The organism is Paracoccus gahaiensis, from assembly GCF_005048225.1.
GTDB classification, from domain to species: Bacteria; Pseudomonadota; Alphaproteobacteria; order Rhodobacterales; family Rhodobacteraceae; genus Paracoccus; species Paracoccus gahaiensis.
On record NZ_SUNI01000001.1, the window covers coordinates 583,649 to 602,804 of the forward strand.

Consider the following 19,156-nt stretch of genomic DNA (forward strand, 5'->3'; position numbering starts at 1 on the left):
CTCCTTCATCCGGACCACGATAGCCGCCCGGGGCGATCACGCAAGCGTCTTTGCCGAGGCGCTTGACGCGTCATGTTTCGGTCATATTGTCTGGCGATGCAGATTTCCCCGCCCCGCACCGCCTCGACTCCACCCGCCGCCGCGCGCCGCCAACTGCCCGAGGGGCTGGCGCTGGCGCTGCCCGCCGGTCTGGCCCTGACGCTGGCCGTGGGGGTGCTGGTTTTGGATCAGGGCAGCGGCGCGTTGCTGGCGGGCGGGGCCTATCTGGCGGCGGCGGCGCTGGTCAGCGTGGCCATGCTGCGCCATTACCCGCATGACCGGCTTGGCGCCTGCAATGCGGTGACGCTGATGCGGATGGCCCTGACCATCGCGCTGCTGGCGCCGCTGGTGGGCGTGGGGGCGGCGGGCTGGATCGTGGCCGGCATCGCCACCCTGTCCCTGACGCTGGACGGCGTGGACGGGTATCTGGCCCGGCGCAGCGGACTGTGCTCGGCCTTCGGCGCGCGCTTCGACATGGAGGTCGATGCCGGTCTGGCCCTGATCCTGGCGCTGCATGCCTATGTCGGCAGCCCTGTGGGCGCCGAGGTGCTGATCCTGGGCATCATGCGCTATGTCTTCATCACTTTGGGATGGATATGGCCGTGGATGACCGCGCCGCTGCCGGTCAGCTATCTGCGCAAGACCGTCTGCGTGCTGCAGCTGGCGACGCTGATCGCGCTGCAGCTGCCGCAGATGCCGCCGGATCTGGCCATCTGGCTGACGCGTCTGGTCTCGGCCGCGCTGCTCTGGTCCTTCGGCAGCGACATGCTGTGGCTGCGGAGAACCCGGTGATCCGACGCCACCCGCCTGCCCTGTGGTCCCTGCTGGCCGCGATCCTGCTGCTGCACGCCCTGACCGCGCTGCCGACCGAGATGGCGCGGATGAGCTGGCGGGCCTGGGCCCTGCCCGCGCCCGAGTTGCTGGCCCTGCTGCTGGCGGCGCTGGCCTCGGGGCGGTCGGTCGCGGGCACGGCGCTGCGTGCGCTGGTCACGGGGGTGCTGGGCACCGTCACGGTCCTCAAGGTCGCCGATCTGGCGATGATGGAAAGCCTCGGGCGCCGGTTCAACCCGGTCGGGGACCTGCCGCTGCTGGATGCCTCGGTCCGGCTGATCGCGGGCAGCCTGGGCAAGCCCGCCGCCGTCGCGGGGGTCCTGGGCGCCATCGTGCTGATCGTCCTGATCTTCGTCGGCCTGTGGTGGGCGATGGGCCGGATCCTGCGGCAGGCCCCGCACAGCCTGTGGCGGCGCCGTTCGGTGCTGGCGGGGGCCGTGGTTCTGGTCGTGGCGATGATCGCCGCCCCGCCGCGCGGGGTCGAGGCGCTGACCCCCGCCACCTCCACCTATGCCCTCCAGCGCGCGCAGCTGGCCGCCCGCACCCTGACGGAACTGCGCCGCTTTCGCGCCGATGTCGGGCACGAGGCGCTGGCGACGCTGGACAACCCCCTGGGCCTCATCGACCGCGACGTGCTGGTGATCTTTCTGGAAAGCTATGGCCGCACCAGCTTCGACACGGACTTCTTCGCGGATCTGCACCTGCAGACCCTGGCCCGGGCCGAGGATCAGCTGACCGCGCAGGGCGTGGCCACGGCCTCGGGCTTTCTGACCTCGCCCACCCATGGCGGGCAGAGCTGGCTGGCGCATGCGACCCTGGCCAACGGGCTGCGGATCGACGATCAGACCCGCTATCAGGCGGCCATCGTCAGCGGGCGCAAGACCCTGTATCACCATGCCGCCGATGCGGGCTTTCGTACCGCCGCCGTGATGCCCGCCATCGTGCGCCCCTGGCCCGAGGCGCTGACGATGGGCTTCCAGCGCATCCTGGCCTTCCCCGACCTGGGCTATCGGGGGCTGCCCTTCAACTGGGTCACCATGCCCGACCAGTTCACTTTGGCCGCAACCGACCGCCTGCTGCGCGAGGGTGACGATCCGCGCCGCCTGTTTGCGCAGATCGCGCTGATCTCGTCCCACGCGCCCTGGACCCCGGTGCCCCGCATGCTGCCATGGGAGGATCTGGGCGACGGCACCGAATTCGACGCGATGGCGCAGGAGGGCGATCCCCCTAATGTCGTCTGGCGCGACCGCGACCGGGTGCGCGCGCAGTATCGCGACAGCGTCGACTATACCCTGCAGGCGGCGCTGGACTATGCCCTGCGGCAGGGCGAGGATCCGCCGCTGATCCTGCTGGTCGGCGATCACCAGGCCGCGACCTCGATCGGGCTGGACGAGCGGCGCGAGGTGCCGCTGCACGTCATCGGCCCGCCCCATCTGGTCGCGCGCACCGCCGCCTGGGGGCTGACGGAGGGGTTGATCCCCCGGCCGGGCAGCCCCGCCTTGCCGATGGAAGACCTGCGGGATCTTTTCCTGCGCAACTTTTCCGGTGCGGGCGACGTATCTCCTTCATGAATGTGACACATGGTCTGCAGATCCTGGTGGCCTTGGTGGTCATGTCTTTGCTGTGGTTCGGGCTGGACGGGCGGCAGGCCCTGCGCCTGCTGGCCGAGGCGGACCCGCGCTGGCTGGCCGCCGCGACGCTGGCGCTGACGGCGCAGACCGTGCTGTCGGCGCTGCGCTGGCGGATCACCGCGCGGCAGCTGGGCCAGACCATCCCGATGACCCGCGCGGTGGGCGAGTACTATCTGGCGCAGGTGGTCAACCAGTCCCTGCCCGGCGGCGTCATGGGCGATGCGGGCCGCGCCGTCCGCGCCCGCCATGAGGCGGGGCTGAAGCGCGCCGGGGCCGCCGTCGCCATCGAGCGGATGGCCGGCCAGGTGACGCTGTTTCTGGTGCTGGCCCTGGGCGCGCTGGCCGTCACGCTGCATCCCGACGGGCTGGCCCTGCCCGCATGGGTCATGGGGCTGATCGGCCTGCTGCTGGTCGCCGCCTTGGGCATGGTGCTGGCCATCGCCGGCGCCGGGCGCCTGTCGCGCCGGGCCGATGCGGCCGCCCGAGACCTGCGCGCCGCCCTGCGGGCGACCCTGCTGACCCGCGACGCCCTGCCCCGCCAGATCGCGCTGAACCTGGCCATCACGGCCGCGAACCTGACCGCCTTCGCCTTCTGCGCCCGCGCGACCGGCACCGTCCTGTCGCCGACCGAAACCGCCGTTCTGGTGCCGCTGATCCTGCTGACCATGATCCTGCCCGTCACCGTCAGCGGATGGGGCTTGCGCGAGGGGGCAGCGGCGGGCCTTTTCCCCTTGGTCGGCGCCACGGCGCAGGCGGGCTTCGCGGCCAGCCTGGCCTTCGGGCTGGTGTTCCTCGCCAGCACCCTGCCGGGGCTGCTGGTCCTTCTGATCCAGCGGCGCCGGGATGCGGCGCCGATCGCCAATCCCTCCTCCATCGCACAGGCCGATCCGTGACCGATCCCCGACATCTGACCTTCGCCCTGCCGGGCGACATCACCACCCTGACCGGCGGGTACATCTATGACCGCCGCCTGGTCGAGGGGCTGCGCGCCCAAGGCCGCCAGGTCGAGGTGCTGGCGCTGCCCGACAGCTTCCCCACGCCCTCGCCCTCGCAGATGGCGCAGGCGCTGGCCGATCTGCAGGCCCTGCCGGCGGATCGCCCGGTGATCATCGACGGGCTGGCCTTCGGCGCGCTGGACCCGGCCGGGGTCGCCGCGATCAGGGCGCCCATCGTGGCGATGATCCACCACCCGCTGGCACAGGAGAGCGCCCTGCCCGCCGATCTGGCCGACCACCTGTGGCGGACCGAGCGCGCCAATCTGGCCCATGCCCGCCATGTGCTGGTCCCTAGCCCCCATACCCGCGCCATGCTGGTCGAGCGCTACGGCGTCGCCCCCGACCGCATCACCGTGGTCCGCCCCGGCACCGACCGCCCTGCACAGGCACGCGCCCCGGCGCCGGTCGCGCCTCCGCTGATCCTGTCGGTGGGGATCCTGCATCCGCGCAAGGGCCATGACGTGCTGATCGCGGCACTGGCGCAGCTGGCCGATCTGGACTGGCAGGCGGTGATCGCGGGCAATCCCTGGGACATGCCCCATGTCGCCGCGCTGGAGGACCAGATCTGCGACAGCGGCCTTGGCGCGCGGCTGGACCTGGCGGGCCGGGTCGCGCCCGAGCGTCTGGCGCAGCTTTACTCTCAGGCTTCGATCTTCGCGCTGGCCACCCGCTACGAGGGCTATGGCATCGTCTTCGACGAGGCGCTGTCCCATGGGTTGCCCATCGTCAGCACCCGCACCGGCGCCGTGCCCGACACGGTGCCGCAGGATGCGGGCCTGCTGGTCGCCCCCGACGATGCCCCCGCCCTGGCGCAGGCCCTGCGCCGCCTGCTGGAGTCCCCGCAGGACCGCGCCGCCTGCGCCGCCGCCGCCGCCCGCGCGGGCGCGGCGCTGCCCGGCTGGCCGGACACGGCACGGCTGGCTGGAGAGGTCCTGGACGCCTTGGCCTGAGGAAGGGCGCCCTCGGCGCCGGTTCGGTCGCCGCCCGAAGCACATGATCTTCGGCGCCCAGCCATGCCCTCCCTTGCCGGCGCTTTGCACGATGTGCATGACTGTCCCTGCACCCATGCGGAGGACGCCATGAGATCCCTGTTCCACCTTGCCATCCATGTCACCGATCTGGAGGCGGCCCGCCGCTTCTATGGCGACGTGCTGGGCTGCACCGAGGGGCGGTCGACCGACAGCTGGGTCGATTTCGACTGCTTCGGCCACCAGCTGTCGCTGCATCTGGGCACGCCCTTTCCGGTCACGCGCACGGGCCGGGTCGGCGATCACATGGTGATGATGCCGCATCTGGGCGTGGTGCTGCCGCTGCCCGACTGGCTGGCCCTGTCCGAACGGCTGCAGGCGCAGGGCGTCAGCTTCGACATCCCCCCGCAGATCCGGTTCGAGGGCGAACCCGGCGAACAGCGGACCATGTTCTTCTTCGACCCCTCGGGAAACCCGATCGAGGTCAAGGGCTTCGCGGATTTCGACGGGCTCTTCGCGGCATGACCGGGTTCGTGCTGCCCCCCGCCCCTGTGCCCTCGGTGCCCGTCGAGGGCGCGACCGACCGCTTCGCCGTCCGGCGCATCTTCTGCGTGGGGCGCAATTATGCCGATCATGCCCGCGAGATGGGCCACGATCCCGACCGCGAGCCGCCCTTCTTCTTCACCAAGCCCGCCGATGCCCTGCTGACCGGGGATGCCGACCTGCCTTGGCCGCCGGCGACGCAGGATCTGCATTTCGAGGGCGAGCTGGTCGTGGCCTTGGGCGCGGGCGGGTCCGACATCGCGGCCGCTAAGGCGGGTGGGCTGATCTGGGGCTATGCCGCCGGCAACGACCTGACCCGCCGCGACCTGCAGGCCGAGGCCAAGCGCATGGGCCGCCCCTGGGACATGGCCAAGGGCTTCGACGGCTCGGCGGTCTGCGGGCCGCTGCAGCCCGGCGCGCCAGCCGATGACGCGCGGCTGGTGGCCGAGGTGAACGGCCAGGTCCGCCAGGACGGGCGGCTGTCGCAGATGATCTGGCCGGTGGCCGAGATCATCGCGCATCTGTCGCGGCTGGTGCGGCTGGAACCGGGCGACCTGATCTTCACCGGCACGCCCGCCGGCGTGGGCGCGTTGCAGCCGGGCGACGAGGTGGTGGTGCGGATCGAGGGGCTGGCCCCGGGCCGCACCCGCCTTCTGGGCTGAGGGCGGGGCTCAGCCCCAGTCGGCCTGGAACTCGCGCCATTCGCGCGCGCCCATGCCCGAGGTCTCCTGCGTGACCGCCTCGCCGGCAAGGCGGCGCTTCAGCGCCGCCGCCCCCTGGGCCGACAGGCTGACCGCATCCATCCGGTAGTCGCGGAAGGCGTTGAAGGCGGCGGGCACCCAATCGCGGGTGATGTCGCACATCAGGTCGGCATAGGCGCGGATCTCGTATTGCGCATGGGCATCGGCGCGCAGGCGCAGGAAATGCAGCAGGTTGTGCAGGTCCACCTTCCAGTACCACTGGGTATAGATATTGGCGGGCAGGTTCATGCGCGCCAATTCCCGCGCCAGCCCCTGCTGGCCGTCCTGGCTCAGCATCGCCTCGTAATGGTCATAGCTGCGCATCGCATCCTCGCGCAGCAGGTCCAGCACGCGCTGCGCCTCGTCGCCCGCCAGCACCTCGCCCCGGCCCTGGTTGTTCTGCGCCGATTGCGCGGCCAGCTGCTCGGGGGCGGGAATGTAGAACTCGCGGTCGAGGATCGAATAGCGCGCGGAATATTCGTTCACATTGGCGGTGCGGTGGCGGATCCACTGGCGGGCCACGAAGACCGGCAGCTTGACGTGGAACTTGACCTCGCACATCTCGAAGGGCGTCGAGTGCCAGTGCCGCATCAGATAGCGGATCAGCCCCTCGTCGTTCTGCACCGACTTGGTGCCGGTGCCATAGCTGACCCGCGCCGCCTGGCAGATCGCCGCATCGTCGCCCATGTAGTCGACGACCCGGACCAGCCCGTGATCCAGGACCGGATGGGCGACATAAAGGTGCTTCTCCATCCCCTCGGACACGGCGCGCAGGGTCTGGCGCGGCTGGCTGCGCTGCTGGTCGATCTCGGCCTGCTGGTCGGGGGTCAGGGGCATGGCGGAGTCCTCATGGGCGAATGTCAGGCCTCCCTTGCCACGAATGCGGCGACAGGTTCAACGACGAAGGCGCGTGTCCGCTGCGGCATCGGGGTGAGGAACCGACCGACCGGCAATTTGTTGCAGGGGCTGCACCGCCGTGGCACCGTCCCCGGCGAGACGTCAAAGGAGACCCCCATGAACATCCGCTATCTGCACACGATGGTCCGCGTGAAGGACCTGGACAAGACGATGGACTTCTTCCGCCTGCTGGGGCTGGAGGAAACCCGCCGCATCGACAATGACAAGGGCCGCTTCAGCCTGATCTTCCTGGCGCCTCCGGGACAGCCGGAATGCCCGGTCGAACTGACCCACAACTGGGACGGCGACGAGGGCCTGCCCTCGGACAGCCGGCATTTCGGCCATCTGGCCTACAGCGTCGGCAATATCTACGAGATGTGCCAGCGGCTGCAGGATGCGGGTGTGACGATCAACCGCCCCCCCCGCGACGGCCACATGGCCTTCGTGCGCAGCCCCGACAACATCTCGATCGAACTGCTGCAGGAGGGCGACGCGCTGGCGCCGCAGGAGCCCTGGGCCAGCATGGAGAACACCGGAAGCTGGTAAGGCTGGCAGCTGGTAAGACCCGTTGCGGCCGTCGCGGAGCCCCGCGATGGCCGCAGACACGGAAACGGGGCGTCAGTAGATGTAGCGGATCTGGTCGCCCCAGAAGCGCTCGATCCGGCGGCATTGCAGGTTGACCTGCGGCAGCGGCGGATCCTCCAGCACGCCGGACATGGCCAGCCCTTCGGCATGGCGGATGAACAGCTGGCGGACCATCTCGCGCATGGCCTGCCCCTCGGGGGTCAGCCGCACCTTGACCGAACGGCGGTCCAGATCGCAGCGTTCGTGGTGGACATAGCCCATCGCCACCAGCTTCTTCAGATTGTAGCTGACATTCGAGCCCTGATACATCCCGCGCGAGCGCAATTCCCCGGCCGAGACCTCGGCCTCGCCCAGGTTGTAGAGGATCATCGCCTGGACCGGTGTCAGGTCGCCCTGACGCAGCCGTTCGAATTCGTCCTTGACCAGATCCAGCATCAGCCGGTGCATCCGTTCCAGCAGTTGCAGGGATTCCAGATAGGCCTGGGTCATGTCCGGCAGGGGGTCGGACGCGGCGGGGGCGGTCGGGCGCGGATCGCGGGGTGCAGGGGCAAGCATGGGGCGGGTCGTCCTGTCCTGTTCGTCTGATGCGACCTTTGCAGGGGAAAGGACAAGACCCGGTTAATTTTGCATCGAAAACAGCGCGTTTCACCGCCCTGTTCGCTTGGATTTTAGGGATTTCCCGACAGGCGCCCGACCGCATGGGTGGCGATGCGGTCCAGCATCGGGGCCAGGATGTCCGGCGCGCCGCGATCGGGACCGTCCGCCTGCCCCATCTGCGCGGTTACCCACAGGTACAGGTCCTGATCGTTCTCGCCCAGCATCCGCTCGTAGAGGTCCAGATCCTCGGCGGTCAGCCCGGTCAGGCAGTCGTCGGCGAAATGGCCCAGGATCAGATCCATCTCCTTCATGCCGCGCCGCCAGCTGCGCATGTGCAGGCGCTTCAGGCGGTGTTCGGGGGTTTCCATCGTCTCAGCCATGGGACAAAGCCTCTTCCAGACGTTCCACGCGGGCGCTGGCCTCGGCCAGAAGTCGGCGCAGATCGGCCAGTTCGGCCCGCAGATCGGCACCCGCACGGTCGTCTTTGGGTCCCGCGCCCTGCCCCGTCAACAGCCAGACGGGCGAGACCCCGGTGACTGTGGCGATCCGTCCCATCAGCGAGGCGGTCGGTTCGGCCTGATCGACCTCCCACCCTTCCAGCGTCTCGGGGCGCAGGCCCAGGGCCTCGGCCATCGCGGCGACATCGAGGCCCGCCCCCTCGCGCGCGGCGGTCAGCCGGTCGCCCAGGGTCGCCATCGGCTCGGCATAGCTGTCCATCCGCTCCATCCCCTGCTTGTGGCACATGAAGGCTCAGCGTATGCCATGCGGGCCGACAGATCAAACCGACAGCAAGGGGTGCCCCGATGGCGTTCATTTCCGACCGGCTGGCCCGCATCAAGCCCTCGCCCACCATCGCGATGAGCATGCGCGCCGCCGAACTGGCCGCCGAGGGGCGCGACATCATCAGCCTGTCCGCCGGAGAGCCCGATTTCGACACGCCCCTGCATGTGCGCGACGCCGCCAAGGCCGCCATCGACGCGGGCCATACCCGCTATACGGCGGTGGACGGCACGCCGTCGCTGAAGCGCGCCATCGCGGACAAGTTCGCGCGCGAGAACGGGCTGGACTATGCGCCCTCGCAGATCACCGTGGGCACGGGCGGCAAGCAGATCCTGTTCAACGCGCTGATGGCCACGCTGGACGCGGGCGACGAGGTGATCGTGCCCGCGCCCTATTGGGTCAGCTATCCCGACATGGTGCTGCTGGCGGGCGGCACCCCGGTCGTCGTGACCTGCGACCAGGCGGCAGGGTTCCGCCTGACCCCAGAGGCGCTGGAGGCCGCGATCACGCTTCGCACCAAATGGCTGATCCTCAATTCGCCCTCGAACCCCTCGGGGGCGGGCTATGACCGGGCGCAGATGGCGGCGCTGTGCGAGGTGCTGCTGCGCCACCCGCAGGTCTGGATCCTGGCCGACGACATCTATGAACACCTTGTCTTTGACGGCTTCGAATTCTGCACCCCGGGCCAGGTCGAGCCGCGCCTGAAGGACCGGGTGCTGACCATGAACGGGGTCAGCAAGTCCTATGCCATGACCGGCTGGCGGATCGGCTATGGCGCGGCGCCCGAGGCGCTGATCCGGGCCATGGCCAAGCTGCAGTCGCAATCGACCTCGAACCCCTGCTCGGTCAGCCAATATGCCGCCGAGGCCGCGCTGGAGGGGCCCCAGGATTACGTGCGCGACAGCCGGGCGGTGTTCCAGCGGCGCCGCGATCTGGTGGTGGCGGGGCTGAACGCCTGCGAGGGGCTCGATTGCCCGGTGCCGCAGGGGGCGTTCTATGTCTATCCCTCGATGGCCGGTCTGATCGGCAAGACCAGCGCGGGCGGCACGCTGATCGACAGCGACGAGGCCTTCGCCAATGCGCTGCTGGACGAGGAAGGCGTGGCGGTGGTCTTTGGCGCGGCCTTCGGCCTGTCGCCGCATTTCCGCATCTCCTATGCGACCGCCGACGAGATCCTTCAGGATGCGATGGCGCGCATCCGCCGGTTCTGCGCGGGCTGCAACTAGCCCGCCCCAGCCCGCGTTGAAGCGCGACGAGCAGACAAAGAAGGAGCTGACAATGCTGCCCCACAACGCTGTGGTGGTCGTCGCGGACGGCCATTCCGCCACCATCTTCCGCAACATCGCCAAGCACGGGCTGGAACTGACCGAAACCGAGAAGGTCACCCCTGACAGCCTGACCTCGGGCCCCACGGCCCAGCTGGACGAGATCTCGCCCCGCGACGAGGAGGAGGCGAGCTTTGCCCTGCAGCTGACGCGTCACCTGAACGCGATGGTCCTCAAGAACCGGTTGGAGGATATCGCCATCATCGCCGATCCCTCGACCCTGGGGGTGATGCGCAAGCATTATCACAAGGAATTGCAGCTGCGGCTGCGCAAGGAGATCGCCAAGACGCTGACGAATTCCGACATTCAGGCGATCCAGAACAGCCTGCTCTGATCCTGTCTCGAAGGACGCCCCGCAGTTGGCGGGGCGTCCCTTGCGCATCAGAAGAGGCCAAGGACGTAGAGGATCACGATCACCACGACCGGAACCCCCAGAAACCAAGCGACGATGCCTTTCATGACCCTCTCCCTGATGTGATCGGGCGGCAACCCGCTGAATTGCCGTCAGGTTCCGGTCAAAGCGCGGTCCAGCCGCCATCGACGCTGATCGTCGTGCCGGTGATCTGCGCCGCCGCGTCGCTGCACAGGAACACCGCCGTGTCGCCCAGTTGATCGGTGGTGGCAAAATCCTTGGAGGGCTGGCGTTCCAGAAGCACCTTCTCGATCACCTCCTCGCGCCCCATGTCGTATTTCGCCATCGTGTCGGGGATCTGGCTTTCCACCAGCGGGGTCAGCACATAGCCCGGGCAGATCGCATTGGCGGTGATCGGCTCGCGCGCGGTCTCCAGCCCCGTCACCTTGGTCAGGCCAACGATGCCGTGCTTGGCCGCGACATAGGCGGACTTGTAGGGGCTGGCCGTCAGCCCGTGGGCCGAGGCGATGTTGATCACCCGCCCCCAGCCCGCCGCCCGCATCATCGGCAGCGCCACCGCCGTGGTGTGGAAGGCCGAGGACAGGTTGATGGCGATGATCGCATCCCATTTCGCCGCCGGGAAATCAGGGATCGCCGCGACATGCTGGATGCCCGCATTGTTGACCAGGATATCGCAGGCGCCGGCCTTTTCGATCAGCGCGCGGCACTGGTCGCCCTTGGACATGTCGGCCTGGATATAGCGGACGGCGACGCCGTGCTCGGCGGCCATCTTCCCGGCCAGCGCGTGATCCTCGTCCGTGTCGGTGAAGCTGTTCAGGACCACGTCGGCCCCCGCCCGGGCCAGACGCTCGGCCACGCCCAGACCGATCCCGGAATTGGATCCGGTCACCACGGCGGTCTTGCCCTTCAGGAATTTCTCGAACATCGGCTGCTCCTTGACTTGCGGATGAGCCGGACCCCGCAGGATCGGCCTTGCGGGGGCAGCATCCGAAAAAAAAGGCGCCCGCACAAGGCGGGCGCAAGTCATGAGGCAGGTTTCATACAGGCAAGAAACCTATCGAGCAGTGTCCTGTTTATACGCGAGGAAACGCGCGAGTCCAACAGCGATCTTCCAGCATCGGTTGACGCCCGCCGGTCAAGCCTGTTGTTATCGCGGGCAAACAAGAAACGGCAAGGCGGCGGGCAATGCGAATCTTTGAAAAGCTGAACAATCACGCGCTCAAAGGGCTTGTCGCAGGTCTGGGGGTCGTGGCAGGCGGTGTTGCAGCAATGCCTCTGGCAAGCCTTGCCGCGCCGGCCCATGGCATTGCAATCTATGGAGAACCTGCCCTGCCACAGGGATTCGCGCATCTTCCCTATGCCAATCCCGAGGCGCCGCAGGGCGGCATGATTCGCCTGGCCGAACCGGGGGGATTCGACAGCCTCAAGCCATGGGTTCTCAAGGGAAATGCGGCTTGGGGCGTGGGCGTGCATGTCACCGAATCACTGATGATGCGGTCCATCGACGAACCCTTCACCCTTTATGGCCTGCTGGCCGAGACGGTCGAGGTGGCCCCGGACCGGACCTGGGTCGAGTTCATCCTGCGCCCCGAGGCGCGGTTTTCCGATGGCAGCCCGGTCACCGTCGAAGATGTGATCTGGTCCTACGAGACGCTCGGGACCCAAGGGCATCCCCGCTATCACAGCGCTTGGTCCAAGGTCGCCCGGATCGCGCCCGTGGGCGATCACGGCGTCCGCCTGACCTTCACCGAGGCCGACCGGGAATTGCCCCTGCTGATGGGCCTGCGCCCCGTCCTGAAGAAGGCGCAATGGGAGGGGCATGATTTCGGCGCATCCGGGCTGGAGCCGCCGATCGGCAGCGGCGCCTATGTCATCGACCGGGTCGATCCGGGCCGCGCGATCAGCTTTCGCCGCAATCCCGACTATTGGGGCCGCGACCTGCCCCTGATGGCCGGGGTGAACAATTTCGACATGATCCGCTATGATTACTTCGGCGATGCAAATGCCATGTTCGAGGCCTTCAAGGCCGGCGAGGTCACCGTCTGGCGCGAATTGTCGGCGCAGAACTGGGCGACCGAGTACGACTTCCCCCTGGTCACGCGCGGCGAGGTGGTCACGTCCGAGATCCCGAACGAACGGCCCTCGGGGATCGTCGGGCTGGCCATGAACACCCGCAACCCGATCTTTGCCGATTGGCGCGTGCGTCAGGCGATGATCGAGATGTTCAATTTCCGCTTCATCAACCAGACCCTGAACGGCGGGGCCGATCCGCGCATCACCTCGTATTTCTCGAACTCGATCCTCGGCATGGATCACGACCCCGCCACGGGCCCGGTGGCCGCGCTGCTGGAGCCTCATGCCGCCAGCCTGCCCCCCGGCGCGCTGGAGGGCTATGCCCTGCCCGAAGGGTCCGACCGCGCGATGGACCGCGCCGGCATCCGCCGCGCGATGGCGCTGATGGCCGAGGCGGGATGGACCATCCAGGACGGCCAGCTGCGCGACGGCGACGGCCAGCCCTTCGCCTTCGAGATCCTGCTGAACCAGAACGGCACCGCCATGCGCAGCGGGTCCGAGGTTCGCCAGATCGTGAACATCTATGTCGAGGCGCTGCGGCCCCTGGGCATCACCCCGCAGGTGACGCTGACCGATGCCGCGCAATATGTGGAACGTACCAACAACTACCAGTTCGACATGACCTGGTACGAACGCGGGCTGTCGCTGTCGCCGGGCACCGAGCAGCGGCTGTATTGGGGCCGCGACGGGGTCACGACGCCCGGCAGCCGCAACTGGATGGGCATGGACAGCCCCGCCGCCGAGGCGATGATCGACGCAATGGTCGGATCCGAGACCGCCGAAGAGTTCACCGCCGCGGTCCAGGCGCTGGACCGGGTGCTGATGGCGGGGCGCTACGTGATCCCGGTCAGCTTTTCGCCGGTGTCGCGGCTGGCACATGCCGCCGATCTGGCATATCCCGACACGATTCCCATTTACGGAGACTGGCCGGGCTTTCTGCCCGAAGTCTGGTGGCAGGAGACGAACTGATGCGCATGTTTTGGGTTACACTGCTGACCTGCTCGATTCTGGCAGGCTGCAACACCGTCGCCGGCGTCGGCGAGGATATCACAGGGGCGGCGCGCTGGTTCCAGGGCGGCCTGCCGACAGGAGGTTACTGATGAAATGGCACCATGTTCAAGAAAACTGGTCGGCCTTCTATGAAGCGATCATCGACAAATGGCCCGAGGCTGACGAGGCCGATCTTGACGAGGTGGACGGCGACCAGCGCGCCTTCGTGACCTATCTGGCCGAGGCAACCGGGCAGGAGCCCGCCGAGATCCGCGAAGAGCTGCGCGAATGGCTGGTGGGCGAGATCCCGTCGGATGTCGTGATGGACCCGGTCCATGACAACCACTCGATCGCATTGTCGGCCAAGTTCGTCGGCGAGGGCGAGGACGAGTATTCGGACGATGCCCGCTTCGGCGACGATTCGGACCGCGGCGACAACTGACCCGCCCTCTCGACGCCGGGCGATCCCTCAGGCGCCGTCCCGTTTCCGGGGCGGCGCCTTTCGCATGGGGCGCTCAGGCGGCGCCGATGCCGTTCAGCCGCGCCAGCCTGCGCGCCAGCAGCAGATAGACCAGACCGTACAGCCCCGCCACGATCAGCCCGACCCACTGGATCTGGAACGGCGTGAAGACGTAAGCTCCGACAAGCGCCAGCTGCAGGCCGAAATGCAGCGGATAATAGCCCCGGTCGCCCAGCCTCTCGCGCGACCAGCCCAGATTGGCGGAGTACAGGCGGATCAGGCTGTCCAGCGAATTGATGACGAAGACCACGCCGACCGTGATCATGAACCAGTTGAGCCAGCCGGGGATCGTGACGCCTCCCTGGTGATAGACGAAGAGGACCGAGAACCACAGCCCCAAGGGGATCGCGGGCAGCGCCACCATGGCCAGCGCCAGCTGCCAGACCTGCATCCCGCCCACGAATCGCGCGACGAACTGCCCGATCATGATCGACCAGGCGAACCACCAGAACAGGTAGAACTCGTGATAGTCGGCGATGGGTACCGCGAAGCGCGGCAGATGCAGGAAATAGTCGGATAGCAGCCCGATATTGCCGGTGAAATCGCCCAGATCCACCCGGCTGTAGACGAAGGCGATCATCGCCAGCGCGGTGAAGGCCAGCATCCCGAAGCCATAGCTGGACGCGATCGCCAGCCATTTCATCACCGCCATGTTCCCGCTGGAGATGACGGCCGTGGCGATCACCCCCACGACCAGCGCCCAGACCGCGCCCTGCGACAGGTCGGGCGCATAGGTGGGCAGGTTCGACATGAACAGGTAGCAGGTGAAGGAGCAGGTCGCGATGATCGTCAGGTTGTAGATCCACTTGACCGCCGGGATCTGGAACAGCTGCAGGCGCGGCTCCAGCACGATGAAATAGAAGGTGGCGACGAAATACATCAGCCAGACCAGCGGGCCCCACATGCCGAACTCGACCGCCAGGGCATTGGTGAAGCCGAAGGCGGGGTCGGCTTCATAGATGGGAAACTCGGCCAGGGGCAGCATGACCAGCCCCATGTCCAGGCCGGCGGTGAACAGCAGCGCGATCAGGGTGAACAGGCCGACGGGCTCTTCGCCCTGCAGCCGCAGGCGGGGCCAGCGGATCAGGACGAACAGCGCGCAGGCCAGCACGCTGAGATAGGCGACGGTAATGATGGGCGTCATGGGCGATCCTTCTTCGTCGTCCGAATGATGGGCGCCGCGACCGCCCGCTGGCGCACAGCCACGCGCAAGGCGCCGGGGCTGCCGGATCGCCGCCGGCGCGGCCCTGTCGCGCCGCAGCTTTGTTTGATCCCCTAAGCTTGATATGAATTGAGTGATCAGTCAATCAAAAACCCGCAGCAGGCCGGGCGGTGGCCGGGACGCCGGCAAAAGGTCGCTTGGCACGGGGCGCCGCTTCTGCCAGATGCTGGCCGGACCGGATCGTGGAAGCGACAAGGGGACCGAACCTGTGTCGAACAGTCTGAAAATCGCCGCCGGCAGCATCCTCGTGGGCCTTGTCGTGCTGGCGCTCAAGACCTTGGCCTGGCGCCTGACCGGGTCGGTCGCGCTGCTGTCGGACGCGCTGGAAAGCATCGTCAACGTCGCGACGGCGATGGCCGCGCTGGTGGCGATCAAGGTCGCGCAGCGCCCCGCCGATCCGGGCCATCCCTACGGCCATCACAAGGCCGAGTTCTTCAGCGCCGTGCTGGAGGGGGTGCTGATCATCTCGGCCGCGCTGCTGATCCTGCGCGAGGCCTGGCACGCCTTCCAGAACCCGCGAGAGATTGCCGATGCGGGCCTGGGCATGGCGATCAATGCCAGCGCGGGCGTGCTGAACGCGGTCTGGTGCTGGGTGCTGCTGCGGCAGGGGCGCCGGCTGCGGTCGCCCGCGCTGGTCGCGGATGGCAAGCACCTGCTGTCGGACGTCATCTCCTCGGCCGGGGTGCTGCTGGGCGTGGGGCTGGCCGTCGCGACGGGCTGGGCGGTGCTGGATCCGCTTCTGGCGATGCTGGTGGGGGTCAACATCCTGTGGTCGGGCTGGAAGGTCATGGCCTCGTCGCTGTCGGGGCTGATGGACGAGGCGGTGCCGGAAACCACGCTGGCGGTGATCCGCGAGATCATCTCGGACAAGGCCTCTGGCGCGCTCGAGGCGCATGACCTGCGCACCCGCCACGCGGGCGCGGTGACCTTCATCGACTTCCATCTGGTCGTGGACGGGCAGACCACCGTCGCCGATGCCCATGACATCTGCGACCGGGTCGAGGCCAGCATCATGGCCCGCCTGCCCGACGCGCAGGTGACCATCCATGTCGAGCCGGAACACAAGGCCAAGCATTCCGGCGTGCTGGTGATCTAGGCCGCCAGACGCACCCAGACCGGGACATGGTCGCTCGGCTTCTCGCCCGCGCGGGCGTCGCGGTCCACGCCGGTCTCGATCATCAGATCCGCTGCCTGCGGCGACAGCAACAGGTGGTCGATGCGGATGCCGTTGTCGCGGTTCCACGCACCCGCCTGATAGTCCCAGAAGGTGAAGGGCCCGCGCGTGGACCACGGATCGCGGATGCGCACCGCATCCGTCCAGCCCTGGTTGACGATGGCGCGGAAGGCTGCGCGGCTTTCGGGCCGGAACAGCGCGTCCTCGGTCCAGGCCTCGGGGGTGGCGGCGTCGCGCGGTTCGGGGATGATGTTGAAATCGCCCAGCAGGACGACCGGCATCTCGGAGGCCAGCAGCTCGGCGGCGCGCAGGCGCAGACGCTCCATCCAGGCCAGCTTGTAGTCGTATTTCGGCCCCGGTGCGGGATTGCCGTTGGGCAGATAGAGGCCCGCGATGCGCACGGCCTGGGCGCCCACCACCGTCGCCTCGATATAGCGGGCCTGTTCGTCCGTGTCGTCGCCGGGAAGGCCCCGGGTAACGTCCTCCAAGGGCATCCGCGACAGGATCGCGACGCCGTTGAAGCCCTTCTGGCCGTGGGTCCCCACCTGCCAGCCCAGATCCTGGAAATGCTCGCGCGGGAAGCCCTCGTCGACGGACTTGATTTCCTGCAGGACGACCAGATCGGCATCGGTCGCGGCCAGCCAGTCGGTCAGCGCCTGGATGCGGGCCTTGACGCCGTTGATGTTGAAGCTTGCGATTTTCATGGCGGCATCTTTAGCGGGCGTGGCGCGTTTGGCAACCTGAAGCGCCGTTGAAAGGCCCCGATGATCCGCGTCCTGATCCTGATGCTGCTGCCCGGGCTGGCCTGGGCCGAGACCCGCCCGCCGACGGGGCTGCTGGCGGTGGCCAGCCCCTTGCCCGCGACGATCCCCTTTCAGGTCCGCGCCCCCGAGGGGCAGGATTACGCCATCGTGCTGACCGATGGCGACGGCGCGCAGGTGATCAGCGCCTATCTGCGGGGCGGATCGGTGCTGCGCCTGCTGGTGCCGCCGGGCGATTATCGCGTGACGGTGGCGCCGGGGCCGCCCGAGGACTGGCAGGGCCCGGAGGACCTGTTCGGCGCCCCCGCCGCGACCCTGCCCGGCCCCCTGCCCTTCCGCATCGCCAACAACCGGCGCGAGGGCCAGTCGATCACGCTGGAGGAGGACGCGGAGGGGCTGCGCATCACAGACCGGCAGGACCGCACAACCTGCCAGATCGCGGAATGGACGACCGAGCGCGTCACGAAGACCACGCCGCTTGGCACGGAACTGCGCTGGCTGGACCCGGACCTGTCGACCCGCAGTAGGCCCTGCGACTAGATGGAAAAGGAAGTGCCGCAGCCGCAGCTGCTGGTCGCATTGGGATTCTCGATCACGAAGCGCGCGCCGATCAGCTCGTCGGTGAAATCAATGACAGCGCCTGCCAGATAGGGCAGCGAGACCGGATCGACCAGAACCTTCTGGCCCGCCTGCTCCAGCACCAGATCGTCGGCCTCGGCGGCAGCCTCCATGCGGATGTCATACTGGAAGCCGGAACAGCCGCCCCCCAGGACCGCGACCCGCAGGGCGACCGGATCCTTGCCCGCATTGATCTGCGAGAGGCGTTCGAAGGCGCGTTCGGTGACTTTGGGCGGCAGGTTCATGGGGCGTTCCCGTATGCGGCGGTAGACTTGGAATATAGGGTCTGCATCAGCGACCCGCAAGGAAGGCCCTGACCCCGTGACCGCACTCGCGCCCTTTGCCTGCCAGCCTCAGGACAGCCGTGGCCGTCTGCATGACGAAAGCCTGTCGACCTTCCGGTCGCCTTGGCAGCGCGACCGCGACCGCATCATCCATTCCAGCGCCTTCCGGCGGCTGAAGCACAAGACCCAGGTCTTTGTCGAACATGACGGCGACGCCTATCGCGGCGACTATTTTCGCACCCGCCTGACCCACACGATCGAGGTGGCTCAGGTCGCCCGCACCATCGCCGGCACCTTGGGCCTGAACACCGACCTGGCCGAGACGGTGGCCCTGGCCCATGATCTGGGACACCCCCCCTTCGGCCATACCGGCGAGGATGCGCTGGCGGCCCTGATGGCCCCCTATGGCGGCTTCGATCACAATGCGCAGGCGCTGCGCATTTTGACGCGGCTGGAACGCCATTACGCCGATTTCGACGGGCTGAACCTGACCTGGGAAAGCCTCGAGGGCATCGCCAAGCATAACGGGCCGATCACCGGCGACCTGCCCTATGCGCTGGCCGATGTGAACGCGCTCTGGGATCTGGAACTGCACACCAATGCCAGCGCCGAGGCGCAGGTGGCCGCCGTGGCCGATGACGTGGCCTACAACCACCACGACCTGCATGACGGGCTGCGCGCGGGCCTGTTCACCGAGGCCGAGCTGTCCGAACTGCCCGTCATCGGCCCCGCCTTTGCCGAGGTCGACCGCCGCTATCCCGATCTGGACCCCACCCGGCGCCGCTACGAGGCGCTGCGCCGGGTCTTCGGGGTCATGGTCGAGGATGTGATCGCCGTGGCGCAGAACCGGCTGGCCGGGCTGCAGCCGCAAAGCGCCGACGACATCCGCGCGATGGACGGGCCGATCATCCGCTTTTCCAAGCCGCTCTATCAGAACATCAAGGCGATCAAGTCCTTTCTGTTCCAGCGCATGTATCGCGCGCCCTCGGTCGTGGTGGAACGCCACAGCGTGACGGCGATGCTGAACGACCTCTTCCCGTTGTATCTGGACCATCCCGACCGCCTGCCCGACCAGTGGCGCGCGGCGGCCCTGGCGCTGGACAGCCAGACCGACCGGGCCCGTCTGGTGCTGGATTACGTCGCAGGCATGACCGATCGCTATGCGATCGCGGAACATCACCGCCTGTTCACCGTGTCGATCTGAACCTTG

Annotated in this window: 23 protein-coding genes; 15 read left to right on the top strand and 8 right to left on the bottom strand. The window is 68.0% G+C overall.

Annotation, left to right across the window (positions count from 1 at the left end):
* Positions 1-96 precede the first annotated feature (96 nt).
* The 6 genes from FA743_RS02860 to FA743_RS02885 all read left to right on the top strand — a co-directional run bounded on the left by FA743_RS02860 (position 97) and on the right by FA743_RS02885 (position 5,669).
* Positions 97-831, top strand: coding sequence for a CDP-alcohol phosphatidyltransferase family protein (locus tag FA743_RS02860; RefSeq protein ID WP_136884344.1), 735 nt, complete (start codon positions 97-99; stop codon positions 829-831).
* Entirely contained in the window at positions 828-2,441 is a 1,614-nt protein-coding gene (locus FA743_RS02865; RefSeq protein WP_136884345.1) for an alkaline phosphatase family protein, read from the top strand. The genes FA743_RS02860 and FA743_RS02865 overlap by 4 nt, the downstream gene beginning before the upstream one ends.
* Positions 2,438-3,394, top strand: a complete 957-nt coding sequence (locus FA743_RS02870; protein WP_136884346.1) for a lysylphosphatidylglycerol synthase transmembrane domain-containing protein — start codon at positions 2,438-2,440, stop codon at positions 3,392-3,394. Before FA743_RS02865 ends, FA743_RS02870 begins: the two co-directional genes overlap by 4 nt.
* The gene (locus tag FA743_RS02875) at positions 3,391-4,446 is read left to right on the top strand and encodes a glycosyltransferase family 4 protein (protein WP_246054804.1); all 1,056 of its coding nucleotides are present in this window, start codon (positions 3,391-3,393) and stop codon (positions 4,444-4,446) included. Before FA743_RS02870 ends, FA743_RS02875 begins: the two co-directional genes overlap by 4 nt.
* 129 nt (positions 4,447-4,575) lie before the next feature.
* A complete protein-coding gene (locus FA743_RS02880; protein ID WP_136884347.1) occupies positions 4,576-4,989 on the top strand; it encodes a VOC family protein in 414 nt (137 codons plus the stop codon).
* Positions 4,986-5,669, top strand: a complete 684-nt coding sequence (locus tag FA743_RS02885) for a fumarylacetoacetate hydrolase family protein (protein WP_136884348.1) — start codon at positions 4,986-4,988, stop codon at positions 5,667-5,669. The genes FA743_RS02880 and FA743_RS02885 overlap by 4 nt, the downstream gene beginning before the upstream one ends.
* Positions 5,670-5,678: 9 nt before the next feature.
* Here FA743_RS02885 and thyX read toward each other — a convergent pair whose 3' ends face one another.
* The gene (thyX, locus tag FA743_RS02890) at positions 5,679-6,584 is read right to left on the bottom strand and encodes an FAD-dependent thymidylate synthase (RefSeq protein WP_136884349.1); all 906 of its coding nucleotides are present in this window, start codon (positions 6,582-6,584) and stop codon (positions 5,679-5,681) included.
* A 177-nt stretch (positions 6,585-6,761) separates the two neighbouring features.
* On the opposite strand from thyX, the gene FA743_RS02895 reads away from it, so the two are divergent.
* Positions 6,762-7,190, top strand: coding sequence for a VOC family protein (locus FA743_RS02895; RefSeq protein ID WP_136884350.1), 429 nt, complete (start codon positions 6,762-6,764; stop codon positions 7,188-7,190).
* 72 nt (positions 7,191-7,262) lie between these two features.
* On the opposite strand, the gene FA743_RS02900 is transcribed toward FA743_RS02895, so the two are convergent.
* From FA743_RS02900 to FA743_RS02910, 3 genes are all read right to left on the bottom strand, one after another.
* On the bottom strand, positions 7,263-7,784 hold the full coding sequence (locus FA743_RS02900; protein ID WP_169308740.1) for a MarR family winged helix-turn-helix transcriptional regulator: 522 nt from the start codon (positions 7,782-7,784) through the stop codon (positions 7,263-7,265).
* A 113-nt stretch (positions 7,785-7,897) separates the two neighbouring features.
* Positions 7,898-8,206 (bottom strand): succinate dehydrogenase assembly factor 2, encoded by a 309-nt coding sequence (locus FA743_RS02905; protein ID WP_246054805.1) that lies wholly within the window; start codon positions 8,204-8,206, stop codon positions 7,898-7,900.
* A complete protein-coding gene (locus FA743_RS02910) occupies positions 8,199-8,570 on the bottom strand; it encodes a helix-turn-helix domain-containing protein (RefSeq protein WP_136884351.1) in 372 nt (123 codons plus the stop codon). The genes FA743_RS02905 and FA743_RS02910 overlap by 8 nt, the downstream gene beginning before the upstream one ends.
* A 59-nt stretch (positions 8,571-8,629) precedes the next feature.
* On the opposite strand from FA743_RS02910, the gene FA743_RS02915 reads away from it, so the two are divergent.
* Positions 8,630-9,832 carry a pyridoxal phosphate-dependent aminotransferase gene (locus FA743_RS02915; RefSeq protein ID WP_136884352.1) on the top strand — a complete coding sequence of 401 codons (1,203 nt, stop codon included), beginning with the start codon at positions 8,630-8,632 and terminating at the stop codon, positions 9,830-9,832.
* A gap of 52 nt (positions 9,833-9,884) precedes the next feature.
* Positions 9,885-10,265 carry a baeRF12 domain-containing protein gene (locus FA743_RS02920; protein ID WP_169308741.1) on the top strand — a complete coding sequence of 127 codons (381 nt, stop codon included), beginning with the start codon at positions 9,885-9,887 and terminating at the stop codon, positions 10,263-10,265.
* 181 nt (positions 10,266-10,446) lie between these two features.
* Here the strand turns inward: FA743_RS02920 and FA743_RS02925 are convergent, their stop codons facing one another.
* The gene (locus tag FA743_RS02925) at positions 10,447-11,229 is read right to left on the bottom strand and encodes a 3-hydroxybutyrate dehydrogenase (protein WP_136884354.1); all 783 of its coding nucleotides are present in this window, start codon (positions 11,227-11,229) and stop codon (positions 10,447-10,449) included.
* Positions 11,230-11,489: 260 nt separating this feature from the next.
* On the opposite strand from FA743_RS02925, the gene FA743_RS02930 reads away from it, so the two are divergent.
* The 3 genes from FA743_RS02930 to FA743_RS02935 are packed head-to-tail and all read left to right on the top strand — an operon-like array spanning position 11,490 to position 13,809.
* Positions 11,490-13,346 (top strand): extracellular solute-binding protein, encoded by a 1,857-nt coding sequence (locus FA743_RS02930; protein WP_136884355.1) that lies wholly within the window; start codon positions 11,490-11,492, stop codon positions 13,344-13,346.
* A complete protein-coding gene (locus FA743_RS20765) occupies positions 13,346-13,477 on the top strand; it encodes a hypothetical protein (RefSeq protein ID WP_281281757.1) in 132 nt (43 codons plus the stop codon). Before FA743_RS02930 ends, FA743_RS20765 begins: the two co-directional genes overlap by 1 nt.
* Positions 13,477-13,809 (top strand): hypothetical protein, encoded by a 333-nt coding sequence (locus FA743_RS02935; protein ID WP_136884356.1) that lies wholly within the window; start codon positions 13,477-13,479, stop codon positions 13,807-13,809. Before FA743_RS20765 ends, FA743_RS02935 begins: the two co-directional genes overlap by 1 nt.
* A 73-nt stretch (positions 13,810-13,882) precedes the next feature.
* Here the strand turns inward: FA743_RS02935 and FA743_RS02940 are convergent, their stop codons facing one another.
* A complete protein-coding gene (locus tag FA743_RS02940) occupies positions 13,883-15,031 on the bottom strand; it encodes a BCCT family transporter (protein WP_136884357.1) in 1,149 nt (382 codons plus the stop codon).
* A gap of 286 nt (positions 15,032-15,317) precedes the next feature.
* Here FA743_RS02940 and FA743_RS02945 point away from each other — a divergent pair, with 286 nt between their 5' ends.
* A complete protein-coding gene (locus FA743_RS02945; RefSeq protein ID WP_136884358.1) occupies positions 15,318-16,205 on the top strand; it encodes a cation diffusion facilitator family transporter in 888 nt (295 codons plus the stop codon).
* On the opposite strand, the gene xth is transcribed toward FA743_RS02945, so the two are convergent.
* Positions 16,202-16,987, bottom strand: coding sequence for an exodeoxyribonuclease III (gene xth / locus FA743_RS02950; RefSeq protein WP_136884359.1), 786 nt, complete (start codon positions 16,985-16,987; stop codon positions 16,202-16,204). The genes FA743_RS02945 and xth overlap by 4 nt on opposite strands.
* A gap of 60 nt (positions 16,988-17,047) precedes the next feature.
* Between xth and FA743_RS02955 the strand changes: the two genes are divergently transcribed.
* Positions 17,048-17,584: a hypothetical protein gene (locus FA743_RS02955; protein ID WP_136884360.1), complete on the top strand. Its 537-nt coding sequence runs from the start codon at positions 17,048-17,050 to the stop codon at positions 17,582-17,584.
* On the opposite strand, the gene erpA is transcribed toward FA743_RS02955, so the two are convergent.
* A complete protein-coding gene (gene erpA, locus FA743_RS02960) occupies positions 17,581-17,907 on the bottom strand; it encodes an iron-sulfur cluster insertion protein ErpA (protein ID WP_136884361.1) in 327 nt (108 codons plus the stop codon). The two genes, FA743_RS02955 and erpA, sit on opposite strands and share 4 nt — an antisense overlap.
* 76 nt (positions 17,908-17,983) lie before the next feature.
* Here erpA and FA743_RS02965 point away from each other — a divergent pair, with 76 nt between their 5' ends.
* Positions 17,984-19,150 carry a deoxyguanosinetriphosphate triphosphohydrolase gene (locus FA743_RS02965; protein WP_136884362.1) on the top strand — a complete coding sequence of 389 codons (1,167 nt, stop codon included), beginning with the start codon at positions 17,984-17,986 and terminating at the stop codon, positions 19,148-19,150.
* Positions 19,151-19,156: the final 6 nt, after the last annotated feature.

What these genes read in the sequence shown, in the direction of transcription:
- FA743_RS02860 (WP_136884344.1), top strand. Translation starts at nt 97, where the DNA reads ATGCAGATTTCCCCGCCCCGCACCGCCTCGACTCCACCCGCCGCCGCG.
- FA743_RS02870 (WP_136884346.1), top strand. Translation starts at nt 2,438, where the DNA reads ATGAATGTGACACATGGTCTGCAGATCCTGGTGGCCTTGGTGGTCATG.
- FA743_RS02880 (WP_136884347.1), top strand. Translation starts at nt 4,576, where the DNA reads ATGAGATCCCTGTTCCACCTTGCCATCCATGTCACCGATCTGGAGGCG.
- FA743_RS02885 (WP_136884348.1), top strand. Translation starts at nt 4,986, where the DNA reads ATGACCGGGTTCGTGCTGCCCCCCGCCCCTGTGCCCTCGGTGCCCGTC.
- thyX (WP_136884349.1), bottom strand. Translation starts at nt 6,584, where the DNA reads ATGCCCCTGACCCCCGACCAGCAGGCCGAGATCGACCAGCAGCGCAGC.
- FA743_RS02895 (WP_136884350.1), top strand. Translation starts at nt 6,762, where the DNA reads ATGAACATCCGCTATCTGCACACGATGGTCCGCGTGAAGGACCTGGAC.
- FA743_RS02900 (WP_169308740.1), bottom strand. Translation starts at nt 7,784, where the DNA reads ATGCTTGCCCCTGCACCCCGCGATCCGCGCCCGACCGCCCCCGCCGCG.
- FA743_RS02905 (WP_246054805.1), bottom strand. Translation starts at nt 8,206, where the DNA reads ATGGCTGAGACGATGGAAACCCCCGAACACCGCCTGAAGCGCCTGCAC.
- FA743_RS02910 (WP_136884351.1), bottom strand. Translation starts at nt 8,570, where the DNA reads ATGTGCCACAAGCAGGGGATGGAGCGGATGGACAGCTATGCCGAGCCG.
- FA743_RS02915 (WP_136884352.1), top strand. Translation starts at nt 8,630, where the DNA reads ATGGCGTTCATTTCCGACCGGCTGGCCCGCATCAAGCCCTCGCCCACC.
- FA743_RS02920 (WP_169308741.1), top strand. Translation starts at nt 9,885, where the DNA reads ATGCTGCCCCACAACGCTGTGGTGGTCGTCGCGGACGGCCATTCCGCC.
- FA743_RS02925 (WP_136884354.1), bottom strand. Translation starts at nt 11,229, where the DNA reads ATGTTCGAGAAATTCCTGAAGGGCAAGACCGCCGTGGTGACCGGATCC.
- FA743_RS02930 (WP_136884355.1), top strand. Translation starts at nt 11,490, where the DNA reads ATGCGAATCTTTGAAAAGCTGAACAATCACGCGCTCAAAGGGCTTGTC.
- FA743_RS20765 (WP_281281757.1), top strand. Translation starts at nt 13,346, where the DNA reads ATGCGCATGTTTTGGGTTACACTGCTGACCTGCTCGATTCTGGCAGGC.
- FA743_RS02935 (WP_136884356.1), top strand. Translation starts at nt 13,477, where the DNA reads ATGAAATGGCACCATGTTCAAGAAAACTGGTCGGCCTTCTATGAAGCG.
- FA743_RS02940 (WP_136884357.1), bottom strand. Translation starts at nt 15,031, where the DNA reads ATGACGCCCATCATTACCGTCGCCTATCTCAGCGTGCTGGCCTGCGCG.
- xth (WP_136884359.1), bottom strand. Translation starts at nt 16,987, where the DNA reads ATGAAAATCGCAAGCTTCAACATCAACGGCGTCAAGGCCCGCATCCAG.
- FA743_RS02955 (WP_136884360.1), top strand. Translation starts at nt 17,048, where the DNA reads ATGATCCGCGTCCTGATCCTGATGCTGCTGCCCGGGCTGGCCTGGGCC.
- erpA (WP_136884361.1), bottom strand. Translation starts at nt 17,907, where the DNA reads ATGAACCTGCCGCCCAAAGTCACCGAACGCGCCTTCGAACGCCTCTCG.